We start from the raw sequence: 26,217 nt of genomic DNA on the forward strand, positions 1-26,217 counted from the left end.
AAATTTCTAATTATTGAGTTGCTTTTATAATGGCTGTGGTGATCTGATTTTCTTTTTCTTTTGAATAAGTAGAGTCAAAGGGTTCCATAATATCAAAAAGGTATTGGTAGAATGGTGTGATCTTCTGTACATTCTCAGACTCGGTCATTGCTTTTTCCTTACCCATCTGCTGAAGATCCTTGATAAAGACATTAAACTTCTTATCAATCGGTTCTATCGCCTTCACAAGATAATCATAGGCTTTATCTTTCTGTCCTATCTTCGTATAAGCGTCTGTAACTGCTGCAACTACCAGAGAATATTCCATTGGTTTGGATCTCATTTTTCTTCTCAGATAATTCTGATCTGTCTGGTCAAGGCTTAAATAATACTCATATTCTTCAAAAATCCCCTTTTTAAGGATCTCTGCCAACTTCAATCCTTTCTGCTCCTGTCCTGCTACGATATACCCGTAAACCATAGAGCTTAAGGATCTCGGATCATTATATTTTTCAGCCGGAATTTCTTTTGCAGCCAGATCCAGAAGCTCGATCGCTTTAGCTTTCTGCCCGCTTAAAGAAAGTGCGGCAGCAGCACGGCTTGCGGAAGTTCTGTAGCTAATGATATTAGAAGTAGCCGTTTCATCAAAGTGAACGTTCAGGTCTTTGAAGTTCCCCCATCTGAAGTTTTTCACTACGTTATATAAAGAGTTGGCATCTACCCTTCCCATCTCGCCGTCAGTATTTGGTTCCGTATGTATAGGAACCAGCCTGTAGCTGAATCCGTCAAACTGAAGATATTCATCCAGGAAGAAAATGTTTTCACTGTCATAGATCCCTCCTGAAGAGAAATTGATCGGGCGTTTCCAGTCAAAATTCGCTAAGAGGTCAAGCATGATCAGGTTATTCTTATAAAGAGTATTTCCTTTATAGTTGATCAGGATCTGGTTTACCGCATTTGGAAGATCAGCCTGATTGATGATCCCTGAGTTCAGCGCATTGGCTTTATTCACCGGTAAAACAAATTTAGTTACCGGAAGGATATTATATTTTTCATACTTCTCTTCCCCGAAATACATTTTCAGAAGCTCATCTTTCTGAGGAGATTTCATTTTAATAAAGTTCATGGCTTCTTTCAACGTCATGGAATCCTGCGTAAGGTATTTTCTGAACTGCTGGAATTCCGTTTCAGGAGCTCCCTGTTCTTTAAGCATCCCGAATAATCCTTCCCAGTCTTCTTTCTTCATCAGATAGATCTGGTCATTCACTCCGTCCCTGTAATCTTCATGGGTCAACTGGCTCGGGATAGGTGCTGCGTTATATGTTTTTCTCTTGATCTGATCAATATTCCAAGGTGTGGATGCTAAGGTAAAGTTCACCACTTTCACATCGTCCCTCAGTCTTTCAGTCTCCTGGATCGCCCAAACCGGATAAGTATCGTTATCACCATAAACAAATAGAATATCGTTTTTCGGTAACGATTTCAATACTGAATAAGCATAATCGTAAGCCGTATATCTGTTGCTTCTGTCATGCACATTATAATTCTGGAAGCCCATCATAAAAGGTACTCCTAATAAAACAATACCGGCAACAATATTGGCCGCATTGGATTTTATTTTGGACTGCAGGAACCATAAAATAGCTCCGGCCCCCAATCCTATCCATATCGCAAAGGCATAAAAGGAGCCTACCATAGCGTAATCTCTTTCCCTCGGTTCAAAAGGTTTTACCCCGGTATAGAAAATAATACCCACACTGGTTAAAACAAATAGTGATAATAAAGCATAGAATCTTCCGAAATCCCTGTTTAACTGGAAGAAGAATCCTATTAATCCTAAAATAAGAGGTAAAAAGAAGAATTTAACCGTACTTTCATTTTTGAACTTGGCAGGCATCTTATCCTGACTTCCCCATAAAGCATCATCTATAAAAGAGATCCCCGAGATCCAGTTTCCATTGGTAATCTCCATATTACCCTCAAGATCATTCTGGCGGCCTACGAAGTTCCACATCAGGTATCTCACGAAGTAATACCCGTTCTGGAAAGTGATAAAATAATCCATATTCTGGGCAAGAGACGGCCTTTGAACATTGATAAGATTGTAAGGTTTCACCTTTAGGTAATCAGCAGCCGTAATAGATTTATCTTCATATTTCTGTCTGAGCTCATCAAAGATCTGTTTGGCTTCAGGGCTGTCTGCAATATCTTCATTATCATAATTGAATGAGAAATCCGGCGCCCCGTACATGGAGATGTAATTGGACATCACATCCTTATCTTCATTGAACATTCTTGGCATTAAGCTTACCTGAGATTTATTGAAAACATAATTGAACCGGTCTCCTGTTTTTCTGTAGGTTCCGGATTTTTCATCTTTTTCGTAAATATCGCCTGTTTTTACAGTCTTAAAACTTCCGTCTTCATTTTTTTCGATCCCGTTGGCATTAAGGAATGCCGTATAGTTCTGCCCGTAAATGGTAGGCCAGTCACCATATTGTTCCCTGTTATAGTAATCCAGCATCCCGATGGCCGTATCCGGATCATTAAGGTTCATCGGCGGATTGGCATTTGCCCTGATAGGGATCACCATCCAGCATGAGAAACCGATGATCATATAGACTACAGATAATGCAATCGTCTGATATACATTTCTCTTTGTTTTTCTTGCATATTTTATGATGAGGTAGCAGATAATTACCATAAGGACAAAAGCAGCAATGGTTCCCGAATGGAAAGGAAGGCCCAAACCATTCACAAAGAATATTTCAAGCTTTCCGAACATCGTCATGATCAGCGGGAAGATAAATTTGAATACAATGGCTAAAACGCCTAGTGTAATAGCGTTAGCCCAGATAAAGCTCTTCCAGCTGAATGTATAATTTCTCGTATAATATACCAGACACACTGCAGGAATAGCCAGCATACACATCATGTGTACCCCTACGGAAAGCCCTACAATAAAGAAAATAAGGATGATCCATCTTTCACTGTCCGGAGCAGTATATTCATTTTCCCATTTGGTGATCAGCCAGACTAATAGTGCAGTAAACATAGATGCCATAGAATATACCTCTCCTTCTACCGCAGAGAACCAGAAGGTATCTGAAAAAGTGAAACATAAAGCCCCTATCACTCCTGCAAACAGAATAGAGATCTCCTGATGTCTCGTTACTTCTTCAAAATCCTTATTCAGAAGCCTCCTTAAAAAATGAGTGATGGTCCAGAACAGGAACAGAATAGTAAATGCACTGAAGAGCGCAGACATCGCATTGATCACAATGGAATAATTTTCGCCTTTCCCCATTGCAAAAACAGCTGCAACGGCTCCTACGATCTGAAACAAAGCTGCTCCGGGAGCATGCGTTACTTCCAGTTTCACCGCTGAGGAGATATACTCTCCACAATCCCAAAAGCTAAAATTGGGTTCTATGGTCGATAAATATGTGAGAAATGCAATAATGAAAATTACCCACCCCAGAATGGTGTTCCACTGCCTAAAAGTCCAATTTTTCATAATAATAAATCAATTACGCGAAAATAAGGTTTTTAGATCATTTTAGGAGGATTTTAACAAAATTTAAAAAAATTGGCGCAGTTTTTGAGACACTACAAGCGCTAAGACTGCGGATGAAAAATAGTTTTTATGGAGAGTATATCGAGTAACTCAATAAAAATTTAAAGATTATTTATTTTTTTGTATTTTTGCGGTCAGATTTTTATTGAAAAATAACAAATAATGAGCAATGTTTACGATAATATCCTTGGCCTAATAGGAAATACTCCTATGGTAAAGCTAAATACGGTAACGAAAGATATTTCTGCAACTGTTTATGCCAAGCTAGAATCATATAATCCTGGACATTCCACCAAAGATAGAATCGCACTTCATATTATAGAAAACGCTGAGAAAAAAGGTTTATTGAATAAAGATTCCGTGGTTGTAGAAACTACATCCGGTAATACAGGATTTTCCCTTGCCATGGTTTGCATTATCAAAGGATATAAATGCATCCTTGCCGTAAGTGACAAAACCAAACCTGAAAAGATCTCCTATCTGAAAGCATTGGGTGCTACCGTATATGTGTGCCCTGCCAATGTGCCTGCTGATGATCCAAGGTCTTATTATGAAGTAGCCAAGAGAGTGGCTTCAGAAACGCCCAACTCTATTTACATCAACCAGTATTTTAACGAATTGAATATTGATGCCCATTATCAGACCACGGGACCTGAGATCTGGGAGCAGACGCAAGGTAAGATCACCCACCTGTTCGCTTGTACGGGAACCGGGGGAACTTTATCCGGTTCATCCAAATTCTTAAAAGAAAAAAATCCTGATATAAAGATCATTGGTGTGGACGCAGACGGCTCTATCCTGAAAAGCTACCATGAAACCGGTGAGATCCACAAAGAGGATGTACATCCTTACCAGATCGAGGGAATGGGGAAAAACCTGATCCCTTCCGCCCTTTTATTTGATAAAGTGGATGAATTTGTAAGGGTGAATGATGAAATGTCGGCATACAGAACCCGTGAGATTGCTTTAAAGGAGGCCATCATGGGCGGATATACCACCGGAGCTGTTACCCAGGCATTATTACAGTATGCACAGTCCCACGAATTTTCAAAGGATGATGTGATCGTTCTGATCTATCCGGATCACGGATCAAGGTATATTACCAAAGTATATAGTGACAAATGGATGGCTGAGCAGGGTTTTGTTAACAACTGTGTTCATAATTATGATGAAGTTTTCAAAACAGAGTTCATTAAATAAAAAATAAATTTACGATACAAATCAAGCCTTTTTTGTAGCACACAAAAGGCTTTTTTAATTAAAATCACTAATAAAATGTTGGATATTTTTGAAAGAATAAAAGAAAATCCGGGACCTCTCGGACAGTTCGCAGATTACGGAGAAGGATATTTTATTTTCCCGAGACTGGAAGGCCCTATCGGCCCGAGAATGCAGTTCCAGGGAAGAGAAGTTATTTTCTGGAGTGCCAATGATTATCTGGGAATGTGCAATCATCCTGAAGTATTGGAAGCTGACGCCAAAGCTGCTGCAGAATTCGGTATGTTCTACCCTATGGGAGCAAGGGCCATGTCCGGTGAAACAGAACAACATTTACAATTAGAAAAAGAGCTGGCGGAATTCGTTCAGAAAGAATCTGCTTATTTATTAAATTTCGGTTATCAGGGAATGGTTTCTACCATTGATGCTTTGGTAAGCAGAAATGATGTGATCGTTTATGATGTTGATTCTCATGCCTGTATTGTGGATGGAGTAAGGCTGCATGCCGGAAAAAGATTTACGTATAAGCATAACAACATTGAAAGCCTTGAAAAAAACCTTCAGAGAGCAACCAAAGTAGCCCAGGAAACCGGAGGCGGTATACTGGTCATTACGGAAGGGGTTTTCGGAATGAGAGGACAGCAAGGTAAACTGAAAGAAATTTGTGAATTAAAATCAAAATATAAGTTCAGGCTTTTGGTAGATGATGCCCACGGATTTGGTACACTGGGGAAAACAGGAGCCGGAGCCGGGGAAGAGCAGGGATGCCAGGACCAGATTGATGTGTATTTCTCTACTTTTGCAAAATCAATGGCAGGCTTTGGGGCTTTCCTTGCCGGTGATAAAGAGATCATCAGGTATCTGAAATTCAACCTGAGATCCCAGATCTTTGCGAAATCTTTAACGATGCCAATGGTGATCGGAGGTTTAAAAAGGCTGGAGCTTCTAAGAACAAGACCCGAAATCAAAGCTAAACTTTGGGAAAATACCAATAAATTACAGAATGGGCTTAAGGAAAGAGGATTTAACATTGGAGATACCAATACATGCGTAACTCCGGTAATGATGCAGGGAACTCCGGTAGAAGCTACTCTTTTGGTAAAAGACCTGAGAGAGATTTACGGGATATTTACTTCTGTAGTGGTATATCCGGTAATTCCTAAAGGAATGATCCTGCTAAGATTAATCCCTACTGCTTCCCATACAGACGCTGAGATCAATGAAACACTTGCTGCGTTTGAAGCTATTCATGATAAACTGAAAAGCGGATATTATAAGGAACAGGAACAAAAATTGTTACAGGAACAGGGTTTAAGTTTCAAACCCATCTAAATATAAAAAACCTCAGAAAATTTTCTGAGGTTTTTCATTTAAATCTTATACTGATAGATCTTTTTCCATTTTGCCACAGAATTCCTGCTGAGCTTAAACTCCAGGGCCAGTTGGGTATTATTGATGTTACACTTTTTCTGATAACGGAGGATTTCTAGTATTGACTCTTCATCATAAGATCTTGACTGCTGTGTGATCCCCGAATCTATCAGCCTTTCCTTTTTTGCAATTAAATTATTGAATCTGATGATTTCGATGCTTTTCTCCAGTTTTGGAACCGGAATGTACTCATCCAGGCCTTTAAATTTCAAAAGGTCCTGATAAATTTTCTGATAATTGGGTGTTTTCATCTTTGTAAGTATTTAGTGTTTTCTTAGCCATTTATAAATGGTGGTTCTGGGAATATTATATTCTTCCATGATTTGTGAGGCTGTCTTTTGATTGGAGGTAACCATACCTACCAGAAATTCTTTGATCTCGCGGGTATAAATATTCTTCCTGAAAAGAATTTTTTCGCCGGCCCGCCTTACTTCTTTGTTATTTTTAGTATGTGAGATCCCGTCATACAGCAAAAGATGGGTTACATACAGCCGGAAAAAATCATATTCCAGCAGCTTGCTCCATTTCAGAAGAAGGTCTGTATCTATGCTTTTATTTTCAAACATTCTGTTAATTTCTTCTTCACTTATTTTGAAGAAGTTGGCTATTCGTTCTATTGAAAATTCTTTTTGCTGTACCTGTTCTTTGATACAGCTTCCTATATGTATTGTTTTAAAGTCCATATCCATACTATTATTGGGTATCAGGTTTTTTAATACTTTTTCTTATTCGTCTGGATATAATCCACATATAAATAGTCATTTGAGGTATGCGACTCTCCCTGGAAACCTGTGCAACCGTTTTTTGTCCGGTATCTATTAATTCCAAAAGAAAGTTTCTTATTACTCTTTCATTCATGTTTACTGGATTATATAGATAATTTAGGGAGTAGACAACTGTTGCAGGGAAAAATTCCTGTTTTCTATCAGCGAATTAGGAGCTGTAATGTGTGCATCTGAAGTAGGCTTATTAAAAGCAGCCCAATTCATGGTAAGGTATATCCTGTCTCCTGCATTCAGATGGACAATACAATTGACATTGATAGGGGAATTGCCTGATGTTGCAGTGGCATTGTCAATATTTGCCCTGTTCCCTCCTATAATATTCGTTAAGGCTGTTCCGTTTTTAGTGATATTAAGATTAATACCTGTAAATGCCCCGCTCCCTGAAACTGCACCTCCGCTTCCAAAGTACGCATAGCCCTCTATTTTGTAAATACCAGACTCAAGGATTTGCCAGTAATCTCCCGCATCATTCCATACAGCCGAACCACCCTGATTCACAATAACATCACCTGCCGAAAAAGGAATGATCTGGGGAATACTGTTGTTGAAGTTAGTAAGGGCTGCTCCGGAATAGGTAACCGTATCAGATGCTCCCAATGCCGCAATTGTAGGTACAGGCTTATTAATTAAGATCCCTACTTCCCATGTAGTTCCGCTTGCCGTTCCTCTGCTGACCAACATAGCATATCCTCCGGGTGTTAAAACCACACTTGAAACTCCTGCTCCGGGCTGATTCTCTATAAGCTCGGAACCATTAGCCGCAATTGTGAGATTGCCTGTCCCTATATTTTTAATATAATAAACCCGGCCCAATATATTCCCTGCTGAAGGATATGCCGCAGTGGCAGCAGGCAGGATAAATGTTCCTGCACCGGTTCCGCTATACGCCGTATAGAAATCATTTGCTCCCAATGTTGCAGAAGCTGATACATTTTTGTACTGTCCTGCTATGGAACCGTTTACCGTAAGAGTACTGCCAGGTAAAGAAGTATTAATTCCTACATTTCCTGTCTGGGAATAAAAAGCATATGGTAGCAGCAGTACGGCTGCATATATTATTTTTTTCATAATGATATTTTTTTATATGATTTAATTTGGATTATAAAATATATCTACGTCAAGGCTTCCAGAAAGACCATACTGTTCCATTGAAAACAGCCAGCTGGTGCTTCACATTGTCGTAGGCAATCATTCCTGCTGAAGGATTGATGATGTTCAGATGCGGGCTATCTACTTTGGGCAGGACCATTGCCTTATCAGTGTCTGTAAGGACTAAGATCCCTGATGTGGCATCCGTACTGGCATTAGTACCTATTCCGGTCTTAGCAGAAGCCTGCTCTACAATCGGGTCCTGTAATGTAGTATCTACTGTTCCCGTAATATCCCTGCTCAGATCGAACCAACTTCCGTTTTTCCTGTATTTTACCTTTTTATCGGCAGTATCATAGATCATAGTGCCATCTACGGCACCTGTCACTCCTCCTTCAGAAGTTACCCAGGGTAACAAAAGTCCCCTATTCTCTGTTCCGAATTCCAGGGAAACAGATGTATTGGTCACTGAGCTTTTGCCTATTGCCACCTGTGAATAAACACAGGCGGAAATAGTAGCAAATAGTAATATGAATGTTTTTTTCATTTTTTAAGTTATTATCAGTTAAAAGGTTTTATTGATCTGGACATGCTGGTGTACTGAAACACTGCCAACCGAATGTGGCTCCGTTGTCTATAGTAGTATAGATTTTTAGGCAATCAGCTTCTTCATCGTAAACCATCATTCCTTCAACAGGATTGGCAATAGCATATACTTGCGTCGTGGTAGGGATCCTGTTCACTACAAATCCTTTGGTTTTAGCTTCCAGTGCAGCCCAGGCTCCTTTTCTCACCATCGGCCAGTTGCCACTGTCTGCTCCCGCCCTCCCCAGTGCCGTGATGCCATATTTGGTATCTAATGCTGTACCTGCAACGCTCGCCGGCTTATAACAGAAACACAGGTTTACTGCCGCATTTTGAGAATCTCCTACTCCCTGTCCCATAGCACCTACGATTATAGGAACGCCATTAACATTTACACATGAAGAGCCCGCACATAAATTTTGATTGGAAGCTGTAGATCCTGTTCCTACGGAAAGCCCGTTTGCTGCATTCACCAATTGATAAGTTGTGATATTGGCTGCCCCGTCTAAAGCATCCAAACATCCGTCATTATCAGAATCCAGGTCAAGTTGATCAGGAATACCGTCTCCATCAGTATCTATGGAAGTACATTGCTCAAAACCATTTAAAAATACATCGAAACCATACGCCCATACATCTGCTGCTATTCTCAAAGTACTGTTATTGATCGCTGAAGCTGACTGATTACTGATAAAGATAGTAGCATCCGGCAAAACGACTAGTTTCCTGTCTGCATCACGTATGAAAACTGCTTTACCATTAGCATCCACCATGGCAGTCTCATATGTTCTGGTTAAAGAAGCGATGGTCATTTGTACTGCTCCACTCTGGCTAAAAGTAGTTTCCGGCCAATACCCGTTGGTAAAAACAGCATCTCCGATAGGTCCGTAAGGAATATCTGCATTAGAATTATTGTTCGTGACCTGATATCCATAATCGGTGGCATTATTCTGAGATACAATTATTCCTTTGTCATGGTTATCTGCCCAGGATAATATTCTGGTATTCACTGCCGTTGAAAGCTTGTCTGAAGAGGTCTGGGCATCATTTGCAGAAGACCCGGCATAGAAAATGTCTATATTATCTGCTAATAACTGAGCCTCTGTAATAGCAGCTTCCGTAGCATACGGAACAAAGGTGATCCCGGGAATCTTATTATAAGTTCCTGAGGCACCAAAATTGACCGTATTGCTAAGCATATTGATCATTAATCCGTTTCTGCCTAATGTAGTATTCAGGTACCCTATCCTGAGATTCCTGCCCAATCCGCTGCAGGTATTACCTTCATTCGTATCCAAAATACCGTCATTATCATCATCCATATCTGAGGCATCCGGCAGGATATCTCCATCACTGTCTAAACACTTTCTGATAGTATTATCCAATGCTTGCGGATCATAGGTACTCAGATAATCCGGAATCCCGTTGGTATTGGTATCTACAACATCCGCCAATCCATCACTGTCTGTATCCGTTGATGTACCCGCCTGTGTGATAAAGGTAAAATTGGGTGTCAAGGAAGTAGTGGCTCCAGCTTCCAGAGCATCACTGCAACCATCTCCATCCGAGTCTAAATCCCTGTGATTAGGAGTTCCGTCTCCATCCGTATCCAATGTGGTGCATTGAGGGGCAACAAACCTATCAAAAAAATACGTCCAGGTATCTGCTATAGCCTTTTGGTCATTGGTAGTTGGCGTAATCATGCCGGATTCGGTATTGTATATAGTGGCATCCGGAAAGATCAGCAAATTATATTCTCTGTCTGTAATCACCACGGGTCTCAGATTGGCATCCGTCATCAGGATATCAAACTGCCTTGTGTTGGACTGAATGGTCATCTGTACTGTTCCTGATTGGTTTAAAGAAGAGGTTGGCCAATATCCGTTGGTGTAGGTATTGGTTCCTATAGTTCCTGAAGGAGTGTTAGGATTCGTATTATTACTGGTAATGATATACCCGTAATCAATAGCGTTATTCTGAAGGGCAAATATGGATTTGCCGTGGTTCTTTGCCCAGGTGATGAGTAAGGTATTGAGGGCTGTAGAGACTTTATCCGCACTGGTCGTAGCATCAGCTGATGAAGAGCCTACAAAAAATACATCAACATTATTGGCGAGCAAATTAGCTTCAGTGATACCGGCTTCAGTGGTAAAAGGAACCAGAGTGATCCCCGTGGTCTTATTATAGGTACCATAAGGACCAAAGTTATTCAGATTCAGCAGCATATTAGAAGCCAAACCATCATCTCCCACACCACCGGCTAAATACCCCACCCTGATGTTCCTGTTTATTCTGCCACAGAAATCTCCTTCAGTGGTATCCGGTACCCCGTCATTATCATCATCCAAGTCAATAGGATTGGGAACGCCGTCATTGTCTGTATCTGCGCACAGGTTCTGGTTATTATTAGTCGCATATCTGGCATAGGTGGATACATAAGATACCTGCCCGCTGTCTGCGCTGGTTTCTACGGAATTGGACAAACCATTGGTTCCGTAAGGTGCAGATAAAGTACTGACTGTTTTGTTGGAAGTAGCCCCTCCTTCATAAGCATCCGGGCATCCGTCGCCATCACTGTCCGTATCCAGATGATTAGGGGTTCCGTCACCATCAGTGTCTATATTACACGCCCCCGATTTCGGATGTGCGGAAGGATTATATACAGGAGTAGAAGCAACAATAGATGATACCTCATGTATGGCATTTGTTTCTGCTGCGCCGGTAGTCAGATTTCCCGTAGTTGTAGAACCTATATATCTTATCTGATAGTAAGGATACAGATTAGATGAAGTATTGGTAAATGTAATTGTATTGTTAGCAAGATTACTTGCCGTCGAAATCTCTGTATAAAGCACCCCGTCCGCAGAACCATATAATTTTGCATACCGGGTAAGGGTGGTAAGCCCTGAACCTGTAGTTACAGTAAGGGATCTTAAGACTAAGGGTGTAGGATAAGTAACCGTAAATACAGGCATTCCAGATACCATGATCTGAGCTGCTGCAAAATTATAGGCTGTAGCAACCGCACCATCATTAAAATTATCGTTATATAGTAATGGAATGTTACTTCCAGCAAGAGGGTCCCCCGTATCTCCGTTCAAAGCAGAGACTACTGATGTTATTCTATTCGCTTCATACACTGTGTAAAAGCAGTCCGGCGATTCTTCCGCATCCGGAATTCCGTCATTATCATCATCCAGATCACTGACATCTGTAATGCCGTCACTATCTGAATCCTGTGCTTTTACTATACCTGTTCCTGCTGACAGGGATAAGCATACCGCAAAGAAATTAATTAGAAATTTTTTTTTCATTATCCTTAGTTGTTGTGTGTGTTTATAGAGTATATCTTGTGACTGATGCCGATTTTCCTGTTCTATATTATATTGTAATTATGCTTTTTAAAGAGCCTGATCATAAAACCCGACTTTCCAAATAGTATTAGTTAGTTATTATGGAGTCGCTTTTCAAGCTGTTCATTCTTTTCCTTTAATGCCTTTATTTCTTTGTTCAATTCGAAGACATACAGATACAGTTCTTCTATCTTTTCAAGGTTTATTTCTGAGGCCCTGTTGACAAGGATACCTCCCTGAACCGCTATCTCAGATGCAGACGGAACGCCCGGAAGATGCTTATGAACACGGGTAAACTCTTCCACCTCATCCAACGCCATCATTTTATAGGATGGGTTCAATGTTGATACTCCTTCAAAATGTTTTTCAAATACATAATCCGGAGTTATTGTTCCCGAGGCAAGGATATTACCTATCACATGCAGCTTTTGAGAGGGACTGGTGGTTCCGATACCAAAATTGCCGTTGGTTGCCAGTATAGCTCTGTTAGTTGCTACTCCGAATACCAAAGGTCCGGATGACGTATTGGTCCCTATGAATAACTCTGAGCTTCCCGTAGACATTAATCTCGATGTCCCATTACTCAAAAGTTCCATATCAAGCATACGGCTTGAATTGATCAAAGCTCTGATCAGGGAATTGGAACTTGCTCTTGTGATAAGCCTTGTACTCCCTGGAACAGCCACATTAATATCAAATGCTATGTGATTGTTTTCATTGCTGACACCGTTTTGAAACCATAACATTTTATTATTGGTAGAAACCATCCTGTCACTATTGAGGGCTCCGTTTGAATTATAGATATTGGTTCCCTGCGGGAGGGTTATGGCCGAACTGCTAATGCCGTTGACTGTGGTGGTCAGGGTATTTCCTGAAACTGTATTGCTAACTGTCTTCACCGCTGTAGTGCTTGCTGCCACTCCGTTCACAGTGGAGGTAAGAGTATTGTTGCCCACTCCTCCGCTTATCAGTGTGTTGGTGGTACCCGAGGTAATAAGAGGAGCCAAATTTACGGTGGATGTTACTCCGTTCACGGTGCTGGTTAGGTTATTCCCTGATAAGGAAAGTGCATTGCTGTTGACTATGGGGGCTGAGGAGGATATTCCGTTCACCGTGGAGGTAGCGGTATTACCTGTACTGGTCAGTACATTGGTAATGGAGATGGTACCGGATGACGGAATAAACGGCTTCCACGTACCACCGTTGATGTCTCTCGATTTGTTATCATAATACCAGAAACCTGAGGTTAAGGTTCCTTCTGTTGTCCCTACTCCTGCTACTCCGCCTGTATTGGTATTGTACACGACAAATCCGTCATAATAGCTCGGGAAAGAGGTAGGAAGGCCTATCGGGGCTCCTCCGAAAGAAGTGAAAGTGGTAAGGTCTACTCTTGGGTATAATAAGCCTTTGCCTGTATTGGAAGAGCTATTGTAGGTAGCATTGGAGGAAGCATCTATAAAGGCTGAGCTGCCTGTGACTGCAAGATTGGTGGTGCTGTTGGCAATCCTTATCTGGGAGTGGGCTGCACTACCCCATACGATTGCACCGATCATCATGATCTGTCTGATCTCTTTTTTCATCTTTTCTTAAATTTAATGTATTGTGTTCTTTTGTTATTAGTTAATAGCCTGATATAATGGACCATGGGGAGGTGGCATCACCAGTGTACATCAATATGTTGGACTGCCCGCTGATCAGGTATTGGTTAGCTGTTTCTCTTGGAACAGGGGTGAGCAGAACATCTTCTGAACCAATAAGGGAAACATAGATCTTTTTGCCTACCGCTACTCCTGTGGTGGGAAGGGTGAGACGGGTTCCCACCGTGTTATTGGTGTACAGAATGATATCATCTGTAGGCAATGCGGTATAACTGCCATTCTGGTAGATAACATTAAGGGGAGGATTTGAAGCTGAGGATCCGCCGGCTCTTACCCATTTGGAACCGTCATTATAGTACAATCCGGGGGTAACATCTGAAACAGATGCCGTATTATAGACCATCATCCCCGCTACATGTGCACTTAAGGGAGAAGGACTGGAGGTAGAGCTTAAAGCAATACGGGTATTGAGAATACCTTTGGTATTGGATACCACATCCAAAGCGGCATCTGTATTGGGGGAAGAGGTATTGATTCCCACTTGAGCAAAGGATAAGAATGAGACAAAAATAGTCCCAAGAAGAATTAATCTTTTTTTCATTGTGTATTTATGTTTGTAGAATTGTGTACTTTAATCGGATGACTGAGAAGACAGAACCGAAAACATTATTTTTGTACCAGTGCCAACTTGTGAATTATTAGAAAATATATATCAGGTACAAATGGAGGTTGTTATATTATTTTTCATCTTGTGTGTTGTTTTTTTAATTTTGAAATCTTTGAAATTCTTAAAGAAGTAAGCCCTACATTTTAGCAGTAAAAAAAGTAATGGACAGAAATTTTTTCATCAATTGTGTTTTGTCCTGCAAATCACTAAAAATATTCCGATCAAAGCAAAAATTGCAGGTACCAACGAAGTACTTTAAAATATAAAACAATAAAAATCAATAACTTAATCATTCATCAAGATTTTTCCGTAACCATAACATTATATTATCTTTCACCGGAATAGAAAGCCTTTTTCTAAGATTATATTTCTTATTTTTAATAGTCTGCACAGCCTTAAAAGTATATTCCGCTATATCTTTTGTATTGAATCCTAAATAAATGTAAGCACACAAAATAAGCTCTGAAGCTTTAAGATCAGGATTGATTTCTAACAGTTTTTTTCGAAATGAGGGATACTTTTCCTGAAAATGTGCCCAAAATTCAGGGCTGTTACTTTTAGCCAGCTGAATAATTTCATCAAAAGCTTCCCCTGTTTTCTGTTCATACAATGAAGTTTTCAGGTTTTCTCTTTCTTTGTTTAGTATATAATACATCAATGAAATGATCGTTGTTGCGCTTCCAATGATGACAGAAGATATACTGAAACCTCTTTTATGTTTTTTTTGGTCTTTTTCTGATACCATACTGAAATAAGGATCTCTAATTAATTGTTAAAGACAGGAATAATAACGGTATTTACTGAATAGACACCTGTTATTAAATATGAATTGTATCTGATTGTCTGGTTTCCATACCTGATTACTCTCTTTTGGAGCAGCCATACGGAATTTTTATTTTTTTCATCCATATTTATTTTAAAACACAAAGCAAAAAAAGTCAGGGTTGAAATCAAAAAAAATAAGGTACCAATAAAGTACCTTATGATAACAAATGTATATTGACAGCTGTATTCAGCTATCTGTACGGTTCCTTATCCATAGTATAATATCGTCCTGCGGGGGGACATTTAAACGTTTTCTTAAGTTATACTTATTATTCTTTATGGTCTGAACAGCCTTAAAAGTATAGTCTGCGATATCTTTTGTATTGAATCCCAAATAAATATAAGCAGACAGTATAAGTTCCGAAGTCTTAAGGCCTGGATTAATTTCCAGCATTTTCTCACGAAATTCCGGATATATTTCCTGGAAGCGTCCCCAGAATTCAGGGCTGTTTTCTTTGGCTAGTTGTATTATTTCTTCAAAGGTCTCATTCACTTTCTGCTTCAGCTCTTCCATTTCTTTGTCCTTTTGTGAAATCATTATTTCATTTTCTGTAAGTAAGAATTCTTTCCTCTTATTTTTCCTGTAATAGAATATTCCCAATAAGGCAATACCTATACTGATCACAAAAATACCTCCGATAATATAATACAGCCTGTTTCGTCTTGACTCTTCTTCCCTTTCCTGCTCATTTAGAAAATGGACGACAAAGGTATCCATTGTGGGCTCTTTGATACTATTGAGGCTGTCTTTCAAAATTGTATGCCTTAATAAGTATTCTTTAGATTTTTGAGGCAGATTCAAACTGTCATACTCATTAGAAAAAAGTTTATATAGCCCTACTAAATCATTAGGTGTATTTAATTGTTTGAAAATATGCTCTGCTTTTTTATAATAGTCCAGGGCTTCCTCATGACGTTTTTGCTTGGCGGATAATGTACCATATCCCCAATAAAGGCATGCTTTCTGAAAAAGAAAGTCCTGACTATCCATTATGGGTCCAGAAGCTTTATCAAGAAAATATTTTGCGGAATCCAGCTTATTATGCCTCGAATACCAGTCTCCTATATTGGTTATTGTAATTAAGTTACGCCGTGGATCATCAGGAAGTGCCTCATATGCTTTTTTAAAATAATAAAGGGAAGAATCGGGAAATTTAGCCATATATCTGCAAACGGCCTTATGATTATACGCATAATGAAGCATAAATCCTTTATTTTGGGGATCCTTTATTTTAATTCCGAACCGTATGGCTTTATCAAGGGTTTCGCTTGCTTTTTTATGGAAACCCAATGCATCATAGTTATTCCCGTATTCTATGTATAGCCAGCTTTGCAGGTGATTCGAACTTTCCATGCCCTTGTGTTTTTCCGCCAGTTTCAGGAATCGCAGGCTTTCATCATATTTATAGATAAGAAAGAGGGCATTGGCAATATTCAGATAGCTTGTAATAACTCCTTTGGAATACTGTATTTTTTCCGATGCCTCGATCAATTGAGTACTTAATAAGAATAATTCTTTGAATCTTCTTTCATCCCTGAGATAGACAATCTCGTTATATTGAAGGCTGTCAATTTGTTTCGGAGTATACATTTTGTGACCGGAAAGTGGTTTCTCAATAATAATTCCTGCCTGGGAGAGAAAAAAATTTGAAATAAGGATAAAGGAAAGATTAAATAATAGTATTAACAATTTCCTTTTCATTCCTTGAGGTTTATAAAATTAAAGATACAAAATATTTACAGACTTTCTATTGCCGGGAGTTTTCCCTCATCCATAATATAATATCATCCTGCGGAGGAACGTTTAAGCGTTTCCTTAAGTTATATTTATTATTCTTTATGGTCTGAACAGCCTTAAAGGTATAGTCAGCAATATCTTTGGTATTGAATCCCAGATAAATATAAGCAGATAATATAAGCTCCGTGGTCTTAAGGCCGGGATTGATATCCAGCATTTTTTCACGGAATCCCGGATATACTTCCTGGAAGCGCCCCCAGAATTCGGGACTGTTTTCCTTGGCCAGTTGTATGATTTCTTCAAAAGTTTCATTCACCTTCTGCTTCAGCTCTTCCATTTCTTTATCCTTTTGTGAGATCGCTATTGTATTTTCAGTAAGTAAGAATTCTTTCCTCTTATTTTTCCTGTAATAGAATATTCCTAATAAGGCAATACCTATACTGACCACAATAATTCCGCCTATGGTATAATACAGGTTATACTTAACAGCCCTGCTTTCCTGTTCCTGCTCTTCGAGAAAATGAATGACAGACATATCAAGGGCCGGCTGCTTTATATTGTTCAGGCTATCTTTTAGCAGAGTATGCTTCAGAAAATATTCAGTTGATTTTTCAGGCATATCCAGGCTGTCGTATACTTTTGCTATAAGCTCATAAAGCCCTACAAGATCATTCGGCTGCTTTAATTGTTTAAAAATCGCCTCACTATTTTCAAAAGCTTCAAGAGCCTGTTTATATTTTTTTTGATTATTGTATAAGGTGCCATATCCCCAATCCAGGCAGGCTTTCTGATATACAAAATCAGGCCTGTCCCTGATGATTTCAAAGGCCTTTCCAAAGTAATACTCAGCAGAGTCTGTTTTATTGCTTTTCGCATACCAGTCCCCTACATTGATCGTGGATGTAGGTTCTTCAGGAAGTATATCAACAGATCTTTTAAAATAATAAAGCGAGGAATCCGGAATTCCGGCAATGTATTTACAGACCGCTTTACGGTTATATGCATAGGACAACATACGTTTCTTACTCAATGCATCCTCTATTTTCTTGCCATATTGTATGGCTTTACTGAAAGCCTGGCTGGCTTTTTCACTAAAGCCCAGAACGTCAAAATTGTTTCCGAACTCAATGTATAGCCAACTTGATATATAATGATCTTTTTTTTTATCATTTTCTTTTTCTGCCAGCTTCAAAAAGCGAAGGCTTTCATCATATTTGCCGGTAAGGAATAAAATATTGGCGATATGGATATATCCGCTTATAATTCCTCTGGAGTATTTTAAGTTTTTTGATCTCTGTATCAGCTGTTTGTTCAAAGAAACCACTTCCCGGAACTTTCCCTGACTTCTAAGGAACGGAGTGATACTATTCTGCAGGCTGTCTATCTCTTTCAGTGAATATGCCTGTACCCTGTTATGATTAATATATCCTGCCTGGGAGAAAAAAAAATCAGGTATGAGTATAAAGGAAAAAATAAACAATACTATTAATTGATTCCTTCTCATCGTTTGAATTTTGTCAATTAAAGGTACAAAATATAACCGAAAGTCAATATTAATAATTCACAAATGCTCTGCATCACCTCTTAATTTCCGAAATGTATAATGAGTCTGGAATTTTTAAAATAAATTTGTAAAAATTTTCTATTGAAAGATCTGCTTCTTATCACTCCGCCATTTACCCAACTGAACACTCCCTATCCAGCAACGGCATATATCAAAGGTTTCCTGAATACCAAAAATATTTCCGCCTGCCAGATGGATCTGGGGATCGAGGTTATACTGGGGATATTTTCAGCAGACGGTCTAAGAAAGGTTTTCAATAATGAAACCAGCCCGAGAAACCCATCTGAAAATTCCCAGAGGATTTTTGCGTTAAGGGAAGAATACCTTAAAACGATCGATCAGGTTATTCTTTTCCTGCAGGGTAAAAATCCTACATTGGCAAGGCAGATCTGCAGTATGAATTTTCTTCCGGAAGCATCCCGTTTCAATCAGCTGGATGATATGGAATTTGCATTCGGGAATATGGGTCTGCAGGATAAAGCCAAACATCTTGCTACCCTATACCTGGAGGATCTTTCAGATTATATTGTTGAAAATACAGATCCTGATTTCGGATTCAGCAGGTATGCAGAGCGTTTGGGGAAAAGTGCCAATTCTTTTGATGAGCTCTATTCAAAGCTTACTGATGAGCAATCATTTATTGATGATATCACTCTAAACATCCTTCGGGAAAAGCTGGATACCATAGAGCCCAAAATGGTGTGCTTTTCCATTCCATTCCCCGGAAACCTGTATTCCGGTTTCAGATGTGCAAAGTTCATCAAAGAAAATTATCCCCATATCAAAACCGTAATGGGTGGTGGCTTTCCGAATACCGAACTGAGAGAAGTGAAAGACATAAGGGTTTTTGAATTCTTTGACTTCATTACATTAGATGACGGCGAGTTACCTCTAGAGCTGCTTTGCGAAAACCTGAATGCAGAGTACAATCCTGAAACTGAGTATAAAAGAACTTTTTTAGCAGAAGACCAAACGGTTGTTTATAAAAACAATTCAAAAAGGCATGATTATAAACAGGCTGACATCGGTACACCGGATTATACAGATTTACTACTGGATCAGTACATTTCCGTTATCGAAATTGCCAACCCGATGCACAGCTTATGGAGTGACGGAAGATGGAATAAACTTACAATGGCTCACGGCTGCTATTGGGGTAAATGTACTTTTTGTGATATTTCGCTGGATTATATAAAAATTTATGAGCCTGTTTCTGCCAAAATCCTGGTAGACCGGATGGAAGAGCTTATACGAACTACCGGCGACACCGGGTTTCATTTTGTGGATGAGGCTGCACCGCCTGCCCTCATGAGAGAAGTGGCCTTAGAGATCCTGCGAAGAAATCTTGTAGTGACATGGTGGACTAATATCCGGTTTGAAAAAAGCTTTAGCCGGGATCTCTGCTATTTATTGAAGCTTTCAGGGTGTGTAGCTGTTTCGGGAGGATTAGAGGTGGCCAGTGACCGGTTGCTTCAATTGATTGACAAAGGAGTTTCTGTGGAGCAGGTTGCCCGGGTGACACGAAATTTTACGGAAGCAGGAATCATGGTGCATGCTTATCTGATGTATGGCTACCCTACCCAAACCGTCCAGGAAACCATAGATTCTTTGGAAATGGTAAGACAGATGTTTGAAATGGGAATCCTGCAAAGCGGTTTCTGGCACCAGTTTGCCATGACTGCACATTCACCGGTAGGTATGCACCCTGAAGAGTTTGGAGTGATACCAGTTAAGCAGGAAATCCTGTTTGCCAATAATGATGTGGATTTTAAAGATAAGACGGGAATTGATCATCATGCTTTTAGTTTTGGGCTGAGAAAGTCTCTTTTTAACTATATGCACGGGATTCATTTTGAAATTCCGCTCCAAGAATGGTTCGATTTTAAAATTCCAAAGACCACCATCCATCCAGATCATATCCATAACTGCCTGTTAGAAGAAGATCAGTTTATTTTTAAAGGAAATTCAAGAGTCCTTTTTCCGGCTAAAAACCCGATAATTGATCATTTTATCAAAACAAAAAAGAGGAACAGCTGGCCATACACCCGGCTATCTTTCCATATAAAAACCAACATCATAAAAGTTGATCTGGAACAGGAAAAAGCGGAATGGCTGGTAAAAATCCTTGAAGAAAATCCGATAGAAAGTTCGAAAAGGGTTACTCTTCAACAACTTAAGGCCCGGTTTGAAGAAAATTTTGAAGATTTTGAATTGTTCTGGTTCTCAAAGCCCATACAGCAGCTTAAGGAGAATGGTGCTATTCTGACCTTATAGAGCTTAAGCCAAGCGATATGGATGTTCTGCCACTTCCGGATATCATTTTATTATAACCGTTCCTTAGCCTTCTTGATTGCCAGATTTCATTACTTTCTTATTCAACCGTTTAATAAAGTAAACCGCGATAAGTCATTTTTCCCCGTGATTTGGCTTCTTGGCTGTCTTTTCGCTGTTCATGGCTGTTTTCTTTTTTTCATCATAAAATTCGTTTTATTAGACAGATGTCATTTTCTGTTTTTTAATTAAAATATCTTTTGGTTTTCAAAAGCCTGTTATACAATAAAAAACCACTCTCATATTTTCATATTGAAAGTGGTTGGGTATCATTATTTTTTATCCTGTTAAACTATATATGATTTAACTGATAAATCTGTTTTCATCTGGCAATAGTATTTCTGCTTAGCCTGAATATCCTCGCCAACTCTGAATTATTGAGCCGGTACTTCTTCTGATAAGTTAAAATCTCCAGAACAGACTCTTCATCATAAGCCCGGAAACGCTGATTTTCTTTATCAGCACCTTCATTATTTTTATCCGAAATCAGATTATCGAATCGGATAATATCCGTACTTTTCTCAAAACGTGGCACTTCTTTGGTTCCTTCAAGCCCTTTTGATCGTAACAGATCTTCATAAATCTTTTGGTAATTGGGTATTTTCATTGGTCAGTGTAATTTCATATTTTCTTATCCATTTATAAATAGTAGTTCTGGGAATATTATATTCCTGCATGACCTCTACTACAGTTTTTTGCTTTGATGCAACAAGCTTCACCAAAAATTCCCTGATCTCCCGGGTATAAATATTTTTTCTGAATACTATTTTGTCTCCCGTCTGTTTGGCCTTTCTGCTGTTTTTTGTATGCGAAATTCCGTCATACAACAAAAGGTGTGTTACATATATCCTGAAGAAATCATATTCTGCAAGCTTACTCCATCTGAGGAGGACATCAGTATCCAAACTTTTTTCTTCATACATCCTGAGAATCTCTTCTTCTTTGAGTTTGAAAAAATTACAGATTCTGTCTATAGAGATCTCCTCCTGCTCTATCTGCTTTTTGATATAGTTTCCTATATGGATATTTTTAAAATCTGCTTCCATAATCTAAAGACTATTAGTAGTTTGCGGTTAAGAAATTAAGACCAGTACCGATGTTTATTTCTGCTTCATTTTAAGTACTTTTATCTCTTCCTGAAGCTCTTTTATCATTTTGTTCTGTTCAATGGCATACAGATACAGTTCTTCTATCTTTTCCATATTGGTAATAGTATTTTTAGAAACATCTATGGTCATCTCTTTTTCCCGTATCTCTTCTATGGAAGCATAGCCCGGCAAATGTCCGTTCTCTTTAATAAATCCTTCAACATCTTCCAGTTTTTTGAATTTATACTGAGGATTGATTGCTGACTTTCCTTGATAATAGCCTTCAAATACATAATCCGGGTATGTTGTGGTATTGGAAATAAAGTTCGTGGCTTTTACAGATCCGGCTACTTCAAGTTTATTTGATGTAGGATTTGTACCTATTGCAACGTTGCCTGTAGTCCCACTTACCGTCATTCTACCCTGTCCTGCTGTTACCAATCTTAAACTTGTGGCTGAACCAGTGGCCGTTCCCACATCCATCCCGGAGATGGACCCTCCCGCTGTATACTGGGCAGCACTTGAAGCATCTACAAACATATCTGCAAAAGTATTTCCTGATGCTATAGCCCGGATATATCCCCTGGATGAACCTCCCACTGACAGCATTCCATTTCCTGCTGCTGTATTATTAATGGTAGTAGAGCTGGAGCCATTGACAAATGACAACAGAAAACTGGATGTATTTACAGTCCTTGCGCTGGTAAGGGTTCCATTTGCCGTATAAATATTGGGAACCGTAACATTGGGAGTAACCCCGTTCACATTGGATGTCAGTGTATTTCCTGATACCGATAAAGTATGGGTGGTTGCTGCGGTAACGGCAGGGGTAAGATCCAGTGAATTACTTGCAATACCATTGACTGTACCCGTTAAACTGGTTCCCGATAATGATAACGCATTGGTATTGATCATGGGTACCGTTGTACCTGCTATACCATTGACAGTCGTGGAAAGGGAATTACCGGTGGAAGTATTACTTACCGTTTTTACAGCAGTGGTATTTGCAGAAACTCCGTTCACTGTGGAAGTGATCGTATTATTTCCCGTACCGCCACTTACCAAGGTATTGGTAGTAGCAGCCGTTATGGCAGGCGTAAGATCCAGTGAATTACTTGCAATACCATTCACTGTACCCGTTAAACTGGTTCCTGATAATGATAATGAATTGGTATTAATTGCAGGCGCCGTTGAACTGATACCATTCACGTTAGAGGTAATGGTATTTCCTGATGTGGTCAGATTATTGGTGGTAGCGGCTGGTGTTCCTGCTCCGCCTAATACCCATTTTGTGCCGTCATTATAATACAATGCAGGTGTTACATCTCCTGCCGTAGCTGTATTATATACAATCATCCCGGCTACATGGGCAGTAAGTGGTGAAGCTGAAGAGGTAGAAGTAAGGGATACTCTGGGAGGAAGAAGTCCCTTGTCTGAAGATACTACATCTAATACTGCATTAGAGTCCGGGCTGGATGTATTAATCCCTACATTACCTGTTTGTGCTAAAAAAAAGGACCCTGATAATACAGCAATCGAAATACTTAATTTTCTCATAATTCTTAGTGTCTTTTATATATTTTAAATGTTATGTTATTTTAATTGAAAATAGCTCCACAAGATATTTGCTTATGCTTTTTGACATTGTCATTGGCCATCTTTCGTCATTTTTATCATTTAGCATATAACAAATCCCTATATGGGCAAAAATCATTTAAAAATTTTTCTGTTTTAAAATATTTGATAATATTAGCTAAATGCTTGGCAATATTAGTTCCGATTAAAAAAAAAACAAAAAAATGGATCTCTACAATATCACTCTCTATTCTTACATGATAAAAGCTCATTGTAGAATAAAACTATAAATAATTGATTATCATATATGTAAATTTGTAAATCCTTTTTTGAAATAATATTTCAAAAGTTTTGAGTTTTCAGAAAATTGAAGCAAAAAGTGGAGTTATTGATGGAATGTTTTCAGAAAAATAGAAAACTTATTTTTACTTAAGTCTTTTTTTAAGACTGGAAAAGTTGAAGAGATGTTGAATTGTGTACTACAATTATCAAAAAAGCAGCTAAAAAAATAATTACAAAGCTTGCAAAAACAGATACAGGTTTTTCTGATCTTCCAGATTAAGCCTTTTTCTGAGACGGTATTTTTTCATCTCTACAGATTTAGGAGTGATGTAAGTATAGGTTGCGATATCTTTTGAAGAGAAACCCAGCCATATCATCGCACAAAGGATAAGCTCAGAAGTATTCAGTTCGGGATTTACAGAAAGTAGCTTTTTGCAAAACTCCGGATACACTTCCTGAAAGCGTGTGATAAATGAGGGATCATTGGTTTTTGCTAATAACAGCATATTATCGAATGCTTCATTTACTTTTGTCTTCAAGCCATGTACCTCTTCGTTCTTTTGAGAAATAAGGTCTTTATTTTCTTTCAGGAGAAGATCTTGTTTCCGGTTTTTCCTGTAATATGAATAGCTGAACAGGGCTATAAGCACGCATAACAAAAATAATGTTCCTAAAATATAATATAATTTGTTTTTTGAATTTTGGTAGAGTTTCTTTTCGTCCTCAATAATTTTCTTTTCGGAAGTCTGCACGGCTACTTTACTATTTTCAGCCAGGCTGTCTTTAAGTTCGGTATATTTCAGCAGATATTCACCGGCTTTAGGAATATCATTTTGAAGCCTGTATATCTCAGCTATCTCTTTGTAATTATTCAGTATACTTTCAGGCCTTTTCATTTTAACGGCAACTCCAAGGGATCTTTCGTAGTATTCCAAAGATTTTTTATATTCTTTTTTACTTCCGTAATATTGCCCCGCGGCATAATAATACATCATATAATCAAATGTCTTCCCTGATGTTTTTAAAAGATCTTCCGCTCTATCAAGGTAATACTTTGCAGAGTCCTGATTTTTTTTTATCCTGAGAAAATAATCTGTAAGATTAGCCGCCTCCACTACTTTGGGAAAAGTTCTATATGCCTTATGGATATAAAAGTACAATGAATCGCTGTTCTGAACCTGATCAAAGTTGATGGCTTTATTCCCGTAAATAAAATGCAGAAGCCTTCTTTTTAATTTTGTATTCTTTATTTTGACAGCTTTATCAATTGCCTTGCTATAATTTTCATTTGATTTCTCAATGAATCCCAGCGCATGATAATTTTTCCCGTACCACACAAACAATGATGCCTGTAATACATCATCACTGTATACATCACTCAGGTTTTCCGCTTTCTGGAGGTACTGCATACCTTCATTGTATCTGCCAAGAGAATACAGAAAGCTGGCAATATTAATATATCCCCTTATCCTGCCTTTTGTATAATGGGTCTCCTCGCATAATTGAATGATCTTCTTATTGAATTCAATTCCTTCGGAAAACTGCCCTTTTTCATAATAACTGTCCTGTTTGTGTACCTGCAATGTATCTATTTCTGCAGGAGATAACTTCTGAGCCTGGGCCTGTATAATACAGGAGAAGAACATAATGAAAAACAATGCCGGACGGTACATGGTATTTACGGATGAGATCTAATGATATAATTTGAATCTGGCCATAAAGATAATAATAATTCCACTTTTATGATTTATCCTTTTATAAAATTAGGATCCATTAATACTACTCTTTCTATAAGAGACTGATAAGTCGGGAACTTCAAAATAGAAGCCCTTCCCGACATTTCCTTATAGAGGGTAAAACTTTTTCCGTTGGCTGTTTTGATCTGTTTCGTCGTAGTGATATATTTTCCGATGTATTTGTTGTTTACATCATAAATTTCAATATCGATGATGGTTTTTTCCGTAATGGTCTCTTCGGAGCCAAAACTAACGGGAAGATTGGTAAAATATCCCACCTTCACACCCTTGCTTAATATTTCACCTACGTTATTGACTTCCAGCTGAAGCTTGTCTATTTTATTCCTGATCGTATAAGCTTCTTTGGTCTTATTGTCTAATTTTCTTTTGGGAATATTGGAAAACAGCTCATCCAGGTTTTTAATATTAACTCCTTTATGATCAATAATTTTAAATGCTTTGATCGATGTGTACACGGCTGACCTTTCTTCTCCTGAAAATGCTGACGGTGAAACATAATCCAGATCGATGGTCTTTTCCCTGTTATATACCCTGTTGAGTTTTATATAGCTATCCCTGATAGAATCCACTATACTTTTATCAACGAATTCCATAGTGTATATGGGTGTTTCTTTCAGATCCATAAAGGTATACTCGCTGGATTTGCCGGAGATTTTTGCGACAGGTGCCCCGTCAATACTTATAACCCCTCTTTTGGTTTTGATATTCTGGGCATTGATGAATGTTACCAGAACTGTAAAGAATATGATTATACTTTTCTTCATAGAATCAGATT

Annotated in this window: 19 protein-coding genes; 3 read left to right on the forward strand and 16 right to left on the reverse strand. The window is 38.7% G+C overall.

Annotation, left to right across the window (positions count from 1 at the left end; genetic code table 11):
- Positions 1-10: 10 nt before the first annotated feature.
- Positions 11-3,496 carry a DUF2723 domain-containing protein gene (locus tag HNP38_RS04035; protein WP_184184816.1) on the reverse strand — a complete coding sequence of 1,162 codons (3,486 nt, stop codon included), beginning with the start codon at positions 3,494-3,496 and terminating at the stop codon, positions 11-13.
- Between the two features lie 222 nt (positions 3,497-3,718).
- Between HNP38_RS04035 and HNP38_RS04040 the strand changes: the two genes are divergently transcribed.
- Both HNP38_RS04040 and HNP38_RS04045 read left to right on the forward strand, forming a co-directional pair.
- A complete protein-coding gene (locus HNP38_RS04040; RefSeq protein WP_184184820.1) occupies positions 3,719-4,756 on the forward strand; it encodes a PLP-dependent cysteine synthase family protein in 1,038 nt (345 codons plus the stop codon).
- 78 nt (positions 4,757-4,834) lie between these two features.
- A complete protein-coding gene (locus HNP38_RS04045; RefSeq protein WP_184187567.1) occupies positions 4,835-6,106 on the forward strand; it encodes an aminotransferase class I/II-fold pyridoxal phosphate-dependent enzyme in 1,272 nt (423 codons plus the stop codon).
- Positions 6,107-6,144: 38 nt separating this feature from the next.
- Here HNP38_RS04045 and HNP38_RS04050 read toward each other — a convergent pair whose 3' ends face one another.
- The 10 genes from HNP38_RS04050 to HNP38_RS04095 form a co-directional block, all read right to left on the reverse strand.
- Entirely contained in the window at positions 6,145-6,456 is a 312-nt protein-coding gene (locus tag HNP38_RS04050) for a helix-turn-helix domain-containing protein (RefSeq protein WP_184184822.1), read from the reverse strand.
- 12 nt (positions 6,457-6,468) lie between these two features.
- On the reverse strand, positions 6,469-6,888 hold the full coding sequence (locus HNP38_RS04055; RefSeq protein WP_184184825.1) for a transposase: 420 nt from the start codon (positions 6,886-6,888) through the stop codon (positions 6,469-6,471).
- A gap of 198 nt (positions 6,889-7,086) precedes the next feature.
- Positions 7,087-8,058 carry a hypothetical protein gene (locus HNP38_RS04060; RefSeq protein WP_184184827.1) on the reverse strand — a complete coding sequence of 324 codons (972 nt, stop codon included), beginning with the start codon at positions 8,056-8,058 and terminating at the stop codon, positions 7,087-7,089.
- A 49-nt stretch (positions 8,059-8,107) separates the two neighbouring features.
- Positions 8,108-8,626, reverse strand: coding sequence for a hypothetical protein (locus HNP38_RS04065; protein ID WP_184184830.1), 519 nt, complete (start codon positions 8,624-8,626; stop codon positions 8,108-8,110).
- Between the two features lie 28 nt (positions 8,627-8,654).
- A complete protein-coding gene (locus HNP38_RS04070) occupies positions 8,655-11,978 on the reverse strand; it encodes a hypothetical protein (protein ID WP_184184833.1) in 3,324 nt (1,107 codons plus the stop codon).
- Between the two features lie 131 nt (positions 11,979-12,109).
- Entirely contained in the window at positions 12,110-13,597 is a 1,488-nt protein-coding gene (locus tag HNP38_RS04075) for a hypothetical protein (RefSeq protein ID WP_184184836.1), read from the reverse strand.
- A gap of 40 nt (positions 13,598-13,637) precedes the next feature.
- Positions 13,638-14,216 (reverse strand): hypothetical protein, encoded by a 579-nt coding sequence (locus tag HNP38_RS04080; RefSeq protein WP_184184839.1) that lies wholly within the window; start codon positions 14,214-14,216, stop codon positions 13,638-13,640.
- 355 nt (positions 14,217-14,571) lie between these two features.
- On the reverse strand, positions 14,572-15,027 hold the full coding sequence (locus HNP38_RS04085; protein WP_184184842.1) for a helix-turn-helix transcriptional regulator: 456 nt from the start codon (positions 15,025-15,027) through the stop codon (positions 14,572-14,574).
- 267 nt (positions 15,028-15,294) lie between these two features.
- Positions 15,295-16,809, reverse strand: coding sequence for a tetratricopeptide repeat protein (locus tag HNP38_RS04090; RefSeq protein ID WP_184184845.1), 1,515 nt, complete (start codon positions 16,807-16,809; stop codon positions 15,295-15,297).
- Positions 16,810-16,855: 46 nt separating this feature from the next.
- Entirely contained in the window at positions 16,856-18,349 is a 1,494-nt protein-coding gene (locus HNP38_RS04095) for a tetratricopeptide repeat protein (RefSeq protein WP_184184848.1), read from the reverse strand.
- A 141-nt stretch (positions 18,350-18,490) separates the two neighbouring features.
- On the opposite strand from HNP38_RS04095, the gene HNP38_RS04100 reads away from it, so the two are divergent.
- Entirely contained in the window at positions 18,491-20,683 is a 2,193-nt protein-coding gene (locus HNP38_RS04100) for a B12-binding domain-containing radical SAM protein (RefSeq protein WP_184184851.1), read from the forward strand.
- A gap of 379 nt (positions 20,684-21,062) precedes the next feature.
- On the opposite strand, the gene HNP38_RS04105 is transcribed toward HNP38_RS04100, so the two are convergent.
- The 5 genes from HNP38_RS04105 to HNP38_RS04125 form a co-directional block, all read right to left on the reverse strand.
- A complete protein-coding gene (locus HNP38_RS04105; protein ID WP_184184854.1) occupies positions 21,063-21,347 on the reverse strand; it encodes a helix-turn-helix domain-containing protein in 285 nt (94 codons plus the stop codon).
- Complete coding sequence (locus HNP38_RS04110; RefSeq protein ID WP_184184857.1) at positions 21,316-21,786, reverse strand: helix-turn-helix domain-containing protein; 471 nt, start codon at positions 21,784-21,786, stop codon at positions 21,316-21,318. Before HNP38_RS04110 ends, HNP38_RS04105 begins: the two co-directional genes overlap by 32 nt.
- A 54-nt stretch (positions 21,787-21,840) precedes the next feature.
- Positions 21,841-23,385: a beta strand repeat-containing protein gene (locus tag HNP38_RS04115; RefSeq protein ID WP_184184860.1), complete on the reverse strand. Its 1,545-nt coding sequence runs from the start codon at positions 23,383-23,385 to the stop codon at positions 21,841-21,843.
- Positions 23,386-23,915: 530 nt separating this feature from the next.
- Positions 23,916-25,358 (reverse strand): hypothetical protein, encoded by a 1,443-nt coding sequence (locus tag HNP38_RS04120; RefSeq protein WP_184184862.1) that lies wholly within the window; start codon positions 25,356-25,358, stop codon positions 23,916-23,918.
- 74 nt (positions 25,359-25,432) lie between these two features.
- A complete protein-coding gene (locus HNP38_RS04125) occupies positions 25,433-26,206 on the reverse strand; it encodes a hypothetical protein (RefSeq protein WP_184184865.1) in 774 nt (257 codons plus the stop codon).
- Positions 26,207-26,217 lie beyond the last annotated feature (11 nt).

The sequence above is a fragment of the Chryseobacterium defluvii genome (assembly GCF_014204415.1).
Lineage (GTDB): Bacteria > Bacteroidota > Bacteroidia > Flavobacteriales > Weeksellaceae > Chryseobacterium > Chryseobacterium defluvii_A.